The organism is Fluoribacter dumoffii NY 23, assembly GCF_000236165.1.
Classification (GTDB): Bacteria; Pseudomonadota; Gammaproteobacteria; order Legionellales; family Legionellaceae; genus Legionella; species Legionella dumoffii.
In genome coordinates, this window is sequence record NZ_CM001374.1 from 73,371 (window position 1) to 81,759 (window position 8,389).

The window sequence follows — 8,389 nt, forward strand, 5'->3', positions numbered from 1 at the left end:
GATAATCGGGCTGTTCAGGCAACACACTAAACCGATAGTTCGAACGGGCTTGATTCACCACCCCTACTTCCGGCCACAAGTTATAAAGTTCAGCTTCCACATGACGAAATTGTTCATCGATTTTTTCACAACATCGTCGCCCTTTATAGGGTTTTCCATGTTTGTCCTCGCACAGGAGTTCACGCCAACATGCAAATTGCTGCCCAAAGTGTTCGGCAGCCATAATATGCTCCCACTCAATGCGGTGTGCTCTTTTGATTGAATCTGCTGCTTGCATGCCACAACTGGATAAATTGACTTCTTTATCTTCATAACTGCATTGGCAATATATGGTTTGTGGGTGTTTCTGAAATAATTGCGCTGCAATTTTCTTAGATTGTGAAAAAGAACCAGGAGATTGGGCATAGCTTAGAGAGATACAGCCCAGTAACAATAAGAATCGCAGCATAAGGTACCATGAAGAAAAAAATAGGTGTCATTATAAAATGGTTCTTTGTTTTTTCTATAGAAAAAGTATCTCGGATAAAGACATCGAATAATAAGTCTCGAATGCATGTACACTCTCAAGTACCCTTCTTTCCTGTTAGAAATATCGGTTCTTAAAATAGGTTAAGCATGATTAAGACTCGCATACACCACAATACCACCTATTTTTTTTGTATTGAGATCCCTCAATAATTGCTTGAATCCTGAATACAGAATATCCCAAGCGCGTTGACCAAATTGATGCTCAACCTGCTCGCGCTTTTGTTCAAACGAATGTAATAAAAGCGTATACCAAAGAATAAAGTACTCAGTTAGATCAACACTTTCATTAAATCTCCATCCAGTGGCAGAGAGCTGCTTTTTTAACTCGGGTAAATAAATTGGATTAAAATGAGAGGCTGTTTTTGACCATGGAAAGGGGCTTTGAATTGGTGTCACATCGGGTCTTGAGTAATCAAATAAAACGAGCCTCCCATGGGAATCTGAAAGCTGTGCTAATTTTTTTAACGCAATTTCTTGAGATGTAAAACAAAAAAAGGCACTGAAGCTATAGATACATTGAAATGATTTGTGGGCAAGCTTAGTGCTCTTCAATATATCGTCGCATATAAATTGAACATCAGGATAGCTCGTCTTTGCGCTCTCAATAAGAGTTCTATCAATATCAACTCCTGTAACTAAACCCCATCCTTTTTTTTGTACATAATGAGCAGTTCCACCTAATCCACATCCAACATCAAGTATGTGTGCTTCACTATTTTTAGCAATAGGTAACAAAGAAAGCTCGATTGCTTCAATTTCACCCGGATGCGCAAAATCCCCCTCTCTTAACATTGACAATATCTGTTTCGTATATTCCATAGAGCAACTCCACTGTTATCCCACAGAGTTAGTCGGTGTCGCTAAATGATTTGAGTGCGTTTGATGGATAAAAATTGAGGGAATTTTTTTGATTTTAAATCATTAACAAAGTATCATGATTTGAAATAGTTTTTCAATATCAAATGACATAAAAGATGCTGGTGCAGGGAATGAACTCTTTATTAGATATCAAACAAGACTTGCTCTTAACGCCAATGGCGGGACCATTGCCAGCAATCAGCAATCAGCAATCAGCAATCAGCGCTAGATTTTCTCCTATTATCATCTTTTCCCACTACATTTTATTGTGTTTCTTTCCTTTGTTCAGGATTTTGTTTCATCTCTTTGCTCTACTTAAATCCTATGGAGCACGTTTGTGCCTTCATTCTCTTGTTATTCCAATCGTTTGCCGCTGACTGCTTACAAACTCACTTAATGACTCGTTTTTACTTTGCAAGGAGCGCTTATGAAGTATCGTTTATTTCTTTTTATCACTGCCGCCGGTGTGTTGGGAAGTACAGCCTTTGCCGGCACCATGGGGCCTGCTGTTCCCTCTAAAGACTGGACCTGGGTTAGTTCCATAGCCGCGGGGCCTGTTTGGGTAAGAGGCGGTGAGACACAGACTTTTTTTCTGGCCCCAGAAATTGAAAAGACTTATGCGGACAGAAAATCCACTAATGTTCTGGCTTCTGGAGAGCTGTTTGTTGGTATACAAAAAACATGGTCATCCCAATGGTTGGGTCAATTGGGATTGGCAGCCGCCACTACTGGCAATGCCAAACTTCAGGGTGTGATATGGGATGATGCCGACCCCGAGTTTAACAACCATAGCTATCAATACAAGATACGCAATAGCCGCATAGCGGTGAAAGGCAAGCTGTTGCTTGATAAAGGCTATTGGCTCATGCCCTGGGTGAGCGCAAGTCTTGGTGTTGGCTTTAACCGCGCCCATGATTTTACGAATACGCCTTTGATTTTTGAGGCGCTGCCTAACCCTAACTTCACGAACCATACCAAAACTGCGTTCACCTACACGCTGGGTGCAGGGGTGCAAAAATCCATCAGCGAACATTGGCAATTGGGGGTTGGTTATGAGTTTGCCGACTGGGGTAAAAGTGAACTGGGCCGCGCTTCGGGTCAGACACTCAATGAGGGATTAAAGCTCAATCATCTATACACCAACGGTGTTGTATTGAATCTCACTTATGTAGCTTAAGGATAAGACCATGCAAAGAAATATAATCAAGCACACATTAATAAACAGGGTACTGATTTGCCTGTTGTCCTGTCTGATGATGACAACAGTTCATGCGGCCAAACCCTTGTGGACGTTAACGCCGGCAGCAGGCTCCAATCCCACACAGACAGTAGCGGAAAACGGGACAGCTAACGTGCAGTACATTGTGCAAAATCAGTCGCACAAATCCAAGCGACTGGCCATTTTACCCATACCAGGCGTCAAACAAACCGCTCCTTGCCAGATAGCGCCCAAAGGACAGTCGGGCAGCAGCTGCACCTTAAATCTTGCTATTACCGGCAGCAGCCTGCCCAAAAAAGGAGCTCATGGCGGACCTGCCTTATGCCAGACCAATCCTGACGGTAGCCCAAATCCCAATCAATGCTATCAGCCAGCTACAAATCACGTCTTAAACCTGTCATTAGCGGAAACGCCACCCAATACTACCTTGAATATTTCACTCAATACACTGGCTTTGGCAACCCAGGGAATATTGACTGATGCCTCTGGAGCAGGCAACCAGATGTCCAAGGCACGTAGGCTTATCATTACCAATACCGGTGCTGTGACGGCGATGGATGTCGATTACACGATTACTCCTAATCTTCCTGCGGGCACTACGGTGAGTCCGGCCAGTTGCGGCAATATTGCTGCCGGAGATACCTGTGAATTAACCGTGACCCCTGGCAATACCCCCAGTGCCGCGGCAGACATGGCACCTGCGCCAAGCGTGCTGACGGTCAAAGGAAGTAATACACCAACAGCCGTGACTTCAAGCGTCATTGTGCTCACCTATGGCAATCGCTATCAGGGCGGATTTGTGTTTTCCATTGATGATTCTACCGTTGATACGATGAGCGTGGGTGGCAAGGTTGCCGCCTTCACCGACCAGGCTCCTCCCTTTCCCAATGGAATCATCTGGAGCTCTGATGGTACGGGCGGAACAGCTACTGACTCCATCCCTGGTATTGATGAGACCTCCAGCGAAGGTGCGCCTTCCCCCGCTTTGCCAATGCCTAATAATCCGTTGAACTTCGTTGGCTGCAATGGCGCCACGGATGGGTTGTGCAACGTTGGCAACATTTTCAAGCAGTATCCGACCATCCCAACAGGCGAGTATGCTGCAGGTCTTTGCAGCGCCACCATAGCAGGATTTAATGACTGGTATCTGCCTGCTATTTGTGAAATGGGGTTTGATGATGGTGGTTTTCCAAGTGGCTGTGGCGCACCAGCCAATCCAGCCCAGCAGAACATGCAATCCAATTTAGTGGATAATGGTGATGTTGGAAGCCTTGCTGGCTACTACTGGAGTTCTTCCGAGTTCTCGCTCGATCCCCAGTACGGCGCGTGGGTTCAGTTCTTCGCTACTGGCGGCGGCAGCAATCAGAGCGGCGCCGGTAAGGGCAATCCGGTTGGGGTTCGTTGCGTACGGGCTTTAACTATTTAGCTATTTAACTATTTTTATACCCGGGTTGCGCAAGCAGCCTGGGTAATGGAAAACACAAGAGGTTAGAAGCAGTATGGCGTTGTATTATGATTTGCCGGTGTATCGCGATACCTATGCCTTAGTGTTGATGCTGTTCAAATTCACTAAGGAATTTCCGAAAGAATTTAAATACAGTCTTGCGGAAAACATGCGACGCGACGCTCTGGTGCTGGTGCGCGCGATTTATCGAGCCAACAAGGCAGAAAACAAGCAGCGCGAACTGGAAGATTTTATGGACGGGTTTGAGCTGCTTAAGCTTGAGATTCGTCTGTGTGTGGATATGAAGTTATTGCCCATGCGAAAACAGGCGCAGTTAAGTGCGCTTATGGGGCGTATCGGCAGACAGGTTACCGGCTGGAAAAAGGCCAACCGGTAAGTGCCGGAGTCCTGAGTGTTACGGCATTCAGGAGCGAGCAGGTTTTTATTTTAAAGCGCAAAGGGACTGCTTTTTTTAAGAGTAGTAAAATTACATCACCGCAAGAAGCCTTGCGATTGATTAAGACGCCTTTGGTATTGCTGGCAACTACTGGAGTTCTACCGAGAACTCGAACAATCCCCAGAACAACGCGTGGAATCAGTTCTTCGCTACTGGCGGCGGCAGCAATCAGAACAACGACAATAAGAACAATCCAAATGGGGTTCGTTGCGTACGGGTTTTGGAATAAAAACACATGAAGTCACGACGGGCTGTTTTGCGACAGTCCGTTTTTTTATGAGGACACACGATTGGCAGAAATGGCAACTGAGACATCAGGGGATATTGGCCTTGAGGAGCTTTTTGAAGCTTATGCCGAATGTCGCCAGAATAAACGTCAAACCATGAATGCTCTGCAGTTTGAGGTCAATTACGAGCAGGCACTCATCGCGCTCTGGCAGGACATTAATGAGCGCACCTACCGGCCGGGACGCTCCATTGCTTTTGTGATTGACAAGCCGGTGAAGCGCGAAATCTTTGCCGCTGATTTTCGTGACCGCATCGTGCATCATTTGATTATCCGTAAACTGAGCCCTTTGTTTGAACGCGCGTTTATTTATGACAGCTATGCTTGCCGTAAAGGCCGGGGCGCACGGCTTGGCATTCAACGGGCCGACCGTTTTATCCGTCAGTGTTCCCGGCAATATACGCAGGATTGCTATGTGTTGCGCTTGGATATTCAGGGATTTTTCATGGCCATCGACAAACGCATCTTATGGACAAGGCTCTATCATTTCATTGGGCAGCGGTATTTTTCCCCGGATAAGCCGCTTTTACTTTGGTTATGTCATAGGGTGCTGGCAAACAACCCAACCAAAAATTGTTTTATCAAAGGCGGACGCCAAAAATGGGTTGGATTCCCAACGGATAAAAGCTTGTTCCACGCCAAACCCCATTGCGGCTTACCTATCGGAAATTTGACCAGCCAGACTTTTGCCAACTTCTATTTAAACCCACTTGACCATTTCATCAAACACGATTTGGGTGTGCGTTTCTATGGTCGCTATGTTGATGATTTTATTCTGGTACATACGGACAAAGAGCATTTGAAGCAATTAATTCCAGTGATTAAAACCTTTCTGGCAACAGAGCTTAAATTAACGCTTCATCCTAAAAAAATATACCTCCAGCATTACAGCAAAGGCATTCAGTTTCTTGGGGTTGTTATCAAGCCGCATCGCATTACCTCTGGCCGCCGCACCAAAGGGAATTTTTATGAAGCCATCGCAAAGCATAACACTGTTGCTAAAGACCATAAACCCACCAAAGAAGAACAAGTCGCTTTCTTGTGCAGTATGAACTCCTATCTGGGCATCATGAAACATTACAACACCTGCGGATTTCGCAAAAAGATGCTGATTAAGCATCTGTCCGTTTGGTGGTGGAACATCATGTATTTTAGTGGCGGTTGCGCCAAATTGGTGGCTAAACAAAGAACGGCACGATAAAGAGGATGTAAGTAAACAATGAGTTTGGATGTAGGTGGCTTTGATGAGCAGGTTACAGGTGATACCATCACCATTACAATCAGCAATGAGCATCGCTTGATAAAGCTGGCGCAAAAAATTCCCTGGGATGAGATGCTGAAATTAGTATTGCCCGATTTAAAGCGCACTGACAAAAAACGCTGGTGGATGGGCAGGCCCTTACGGATTCGTATTCATTTGGGGGCATACATTCTACAGCAGATGTTTGATTTAACCGACCGCAAGGCGGAGCAGGCGCTGCGCGATAATGCTGCTTATCAGTTGTTCTGTGGCCAGGGTCTGGTAAAAAAATGGCATATTCCCGACCATACTAAAATCGAAGCCTTCCGCTCCCGTTTGAGTGCCGAGACACAACGAAAGCTGGCTAATCTTATCAGCCAGCAGGCGGTTAAACTAAAATTCGCCAACCCAGAGGAGCTGGATGTAGACTCCGCCGTGCAGGAAGCGAATATCGCCTATCCTGCTTTGGTGAATCTGCTGATTAAAGTAGCCATACTGGCTAAAACCGTCGCCAAAGGCCTAAATCGCCTCTGCCATAAGGGCGAGGAAGTTTTTCGGGTCAATGTCAGTCATTTAAAGCGGATAACCCTTTATTATTTTCGCCTGAAACAAAGCAAAAAAGACACGGGTCTTTTAAAAACTGTGCGGAAGCGTCTGTGGCGCGAGACTTATGCTGCAATACTGCCGGTACTCAATCAGCTGTATCGACTGACGCCAAAAATCAACCACGGCAAGTACTGGTTTCTCCGGCAGGCGATAGAAAAGCTTCGCTGGCGGGGTTGTCAATTACTGCAGCAGACTCATGAATGGCTTTTTGAGGCCAGCCCCAACTTACCTGTGATTCGATCACTGCATGCGTACGAGGTAGCCTGTTTTAATAAAGGTAAGTTGCACAAGGGACTGGAATTTGGACGTGCTTTTCAGCTTGGACGCATTGGCGGCAACTTCCTGTTTGTCGGCGAATGTACATCCACGCACATGCCCGATGCACCTTCCCTGCCGGCCATGGTAAGGCTGCACCAGCGCCTGTATGGCGAAGACACATTAGCATCCATCGCTACCGACAAAGGTTATTACTCCCGGGATAATGAAAAAATGCTCGAAAAGGCTGGCGCCCAGGATATTTATCTACCGCGTCCGGAACGAGTGCTTGATGCGCCGCCTGAGAAAACCACAGGAGACATGCGAGCACTGCTGCATAACCGTCGCGCCGGCATTGAACCATTGATTGCCCATACTAAACAAGGCGGGCAACTTGGACGAAGTCGTATGAAATCCGATGAAACTACCAAAAGTGCCGGTTATGCTGCTGTGCTTGGATTTAATCTCAGGCAGTTAATGCGGTATATTACAGGAGAGGTGCGCCCAGAACCCCGTAAGACGATAAAACACGAGGCAAAAAGAACAAAAAATGACAGTATCCAGGCGGTAGCTTGATTGCGGCAACGAGCAAGTCAATAAAAGGTAAAAGTGACAACCAGAAATGATCAAATGAAGAACAAAAAGGACCTGTTGCAGGCAAAACATTTCGCGACAGTGACGAGTTATCAACAGAAAATGTGAATAACTCTGTATTGAATCGTCAATCATCAAATACATTTTTCCATCATTGAATCTATTCTCGAATTCGGAATGTAACTTTCTCAACAAATTGTGAGTAGATACTTCTATTCAATATATCAATGAAGTAGATTTTTATACACATGATCATTCATTTAATGTTGTACATTTTCTCTATAAAGGTATCAGAAAAGATAACTCAATAGATGTCTCAATGATGCAACAAAAGGAATCGCTAAAGATATCTAAATAAATTTATATTTGATTAACACACTAAGCTAAAGATATCTAAATGGATACCTGAATAGATATCTCTAAAGTACTGGTTAGTGATTTATAAAGGTATCGTTAATTATCGAAACAGATACCATAAAAGATATCAAACATTAAGCACAGTATTGAAATGGTGAGGATTTAAATTTTAGCTTTTTATCAAAATTACCATATTACTCTATATTACATATATATAAAATTAAATGATATCTATAGAGATACCTAATTAAGAATCGCATGATATCTATAATGATATCTAATGAGCTGCACGCCCATATAGGTATCGACTAGGATATCGGTAAAGGATACGCAATGGATTTATTTTGGGTATCATATTGCTTAAAAAGATAATCAAATGGGTATCTCTATAGGTAACTTATAAGGTACCTCTTTAATATCCGTATAGAGAACACGAAAGGTATCTAAATGTATGCTACAGGTATCGCTTAGAATAACCCTAAAGGTACCTATATTATTAAACATAAAACTTCTCCAGGTTAGCTCATAGGGAGATCAGATTATGA

The 8,389-nt window shown here is 44.4% G+C and carries 8 protein-coding genes; 5 read left to right on the forward strand and 3 right to left on the reverse strand.

The genetic code is table 11. The annotated features are described in order from the left end of the window. Together KYQ_RS18525 and KYQ_RS17330 are read right to left on the reverse strand one after the other, a co-directional pair. The coding region (locus KYQ_RS18525; protein WP_035749213.1) for an endonuclease at positions 1–448 on the reverse strand (448 nt) is incomplete at its 3' end. Positions 449–609: 161 nt separating this feature from the next. Continuing rightward, entirely contained in the window at positions 610–1,347 is a 738-nt protein-coding gene (locus tag KYQ_RS17330) for a class I SAM-dependent methyltransferase (RefSeq protein ID WP_019350425.1), read from the reverse strand. A gap of 466 nt (positions 1,348–1,813) precedes the next feature. Between KYQ_RS17330 and KYQ_RS17340 the strand changes: the two genes are divergently transcribed. The 3 genes from KYQ_RS17340 to KYQ_RS17350 all read left to right on the forward strand — a co-directional run bounded on the left by KYQ_RS17340 (position 1,814) and on the right by KYQ_RS17350 (position 4,446). Next, positions 1,814–2,563: an outer membrane protein gene (locus KYQ_RS17340; RefSeq protein ID WP_019350427.1), complete on the forward strand. Its 750-nt coding sequence runs from the start codon at positions 1,814–1,816 to the stop codon at positions 2,561–2,563. 10 nt (positions 2,564–2,573) lie between these two features. Next, positions 2,574–4,031, forward strand: a complete 1,458-nt coding sequence (locus KYQ_RS18705) for an Lcl C-terminal domain-containing protein (protein WP_019350428.1) — start codon at positions 2,574–2,576, stop codon at positions 4,029–4,031. 73 nt (positions 4,032–4,104) lie between these two features. Next, positions 4,105–4,446: a four helix bundle protein gene (locus KYQ_RS17350; protein WP_019350429.1), complete on the forward strand. Its 342-nt coding sequence runs from the start codon at positions 4,105–4,107 to the stop codon at positions 4,444–4,446. Here the strand turns inward: KYQ_RS17350 and KYQ_RS19230 are convergent. After that, complete coding sequence (locus KYQ_RS19230) at positions 4,418–4,741, reverse strand: hypothetical protein (protein ID WP_070326930.1); 324 nt, start codon at positions 4,739–4,741, stop codon at positions 4,418–4,420. The two genes, KYQ_RS17350 and KYQ_RS19230, sit on opposite strands and share 29 nt — an antisense overlap. 64 nt (positions 4,742–4,805) lie before the next feature. Between KYQ_RS19230 and KYQ_RS17355 the strand changes: the two genes are divergently transcribed. Both KYQ_RS17355 and KYQ_RS17360 read left to right on the forward strand, forming a co-directional pair. Continuing rightward, positions 4,806–5,993, forward strand: a complete 1,188-nt coding sequence (locus KYQ_RS17355) for a reverse transcriptase/maturase family protein (protein ID WP_032830830.1) — start codon at positions 4,806–4,808, stop codon at positions 5,991–5,993. 18 nt (positions 5,994–6,011) lie between these two features. Beyond that, positions 6,012–7,469, forward strand: coding sequence for a transposase (locus KYQ_RS17360; RefSeq protein WP_019350431.1), 1,458 nt, complete (start codon positions 6,012–6,014; stop codon positions 7,467–7,469). Positions 7,470–8,389: the final 920 nt, after the last annotated feature.

Excerpts from the sequence above, each read along its gene's own strand:
- KYQ_RS17360 (WP_019350431.1), top strand. The coding sequence starts at position 6,012 with ATGAGTTTGGATGTAGGTGGCTTTGATGAGCAGGTTACAGGTGATACC.
- KYQ_RS17350 (WP_019350429.1), top strand. The coding sequence starts at position 4,105 with ATGGCGTTGTATTATGATTTGCCGGTGTATCGCGATACCTATGCCTTA.
- KYQ_RS18705 (WP_019350428.1), top strand. The coding sequence starts at position 2,574 with ATGCAAAGAAATATAATCAAGCACACATTAATAAACAGGGTACTGATT.
- KYQ_RS17330 (WP_019350425.1), bottom strand. The coding sequence starts at position 1,347 with ATGGAATATACGAAACAGATATTGTCAATGTTAAGAGAGGGGGATTTT.
- KYQ_RS17355 (WP_032830830.1), top strand. The coding sequence starts at position 4,806 with ATGGCAACTGAGACATCAGGGGATATTGGCCTTGAGGAGCTTTTTGAA.
- KYQ_RS17340 (WP_019350427.1), top strand. The coding sequence starts at position 1,814 with ATGAAGTATCGTTTATTTCTTTTTATCACTGCCGCCGGTGTGTTGGGA.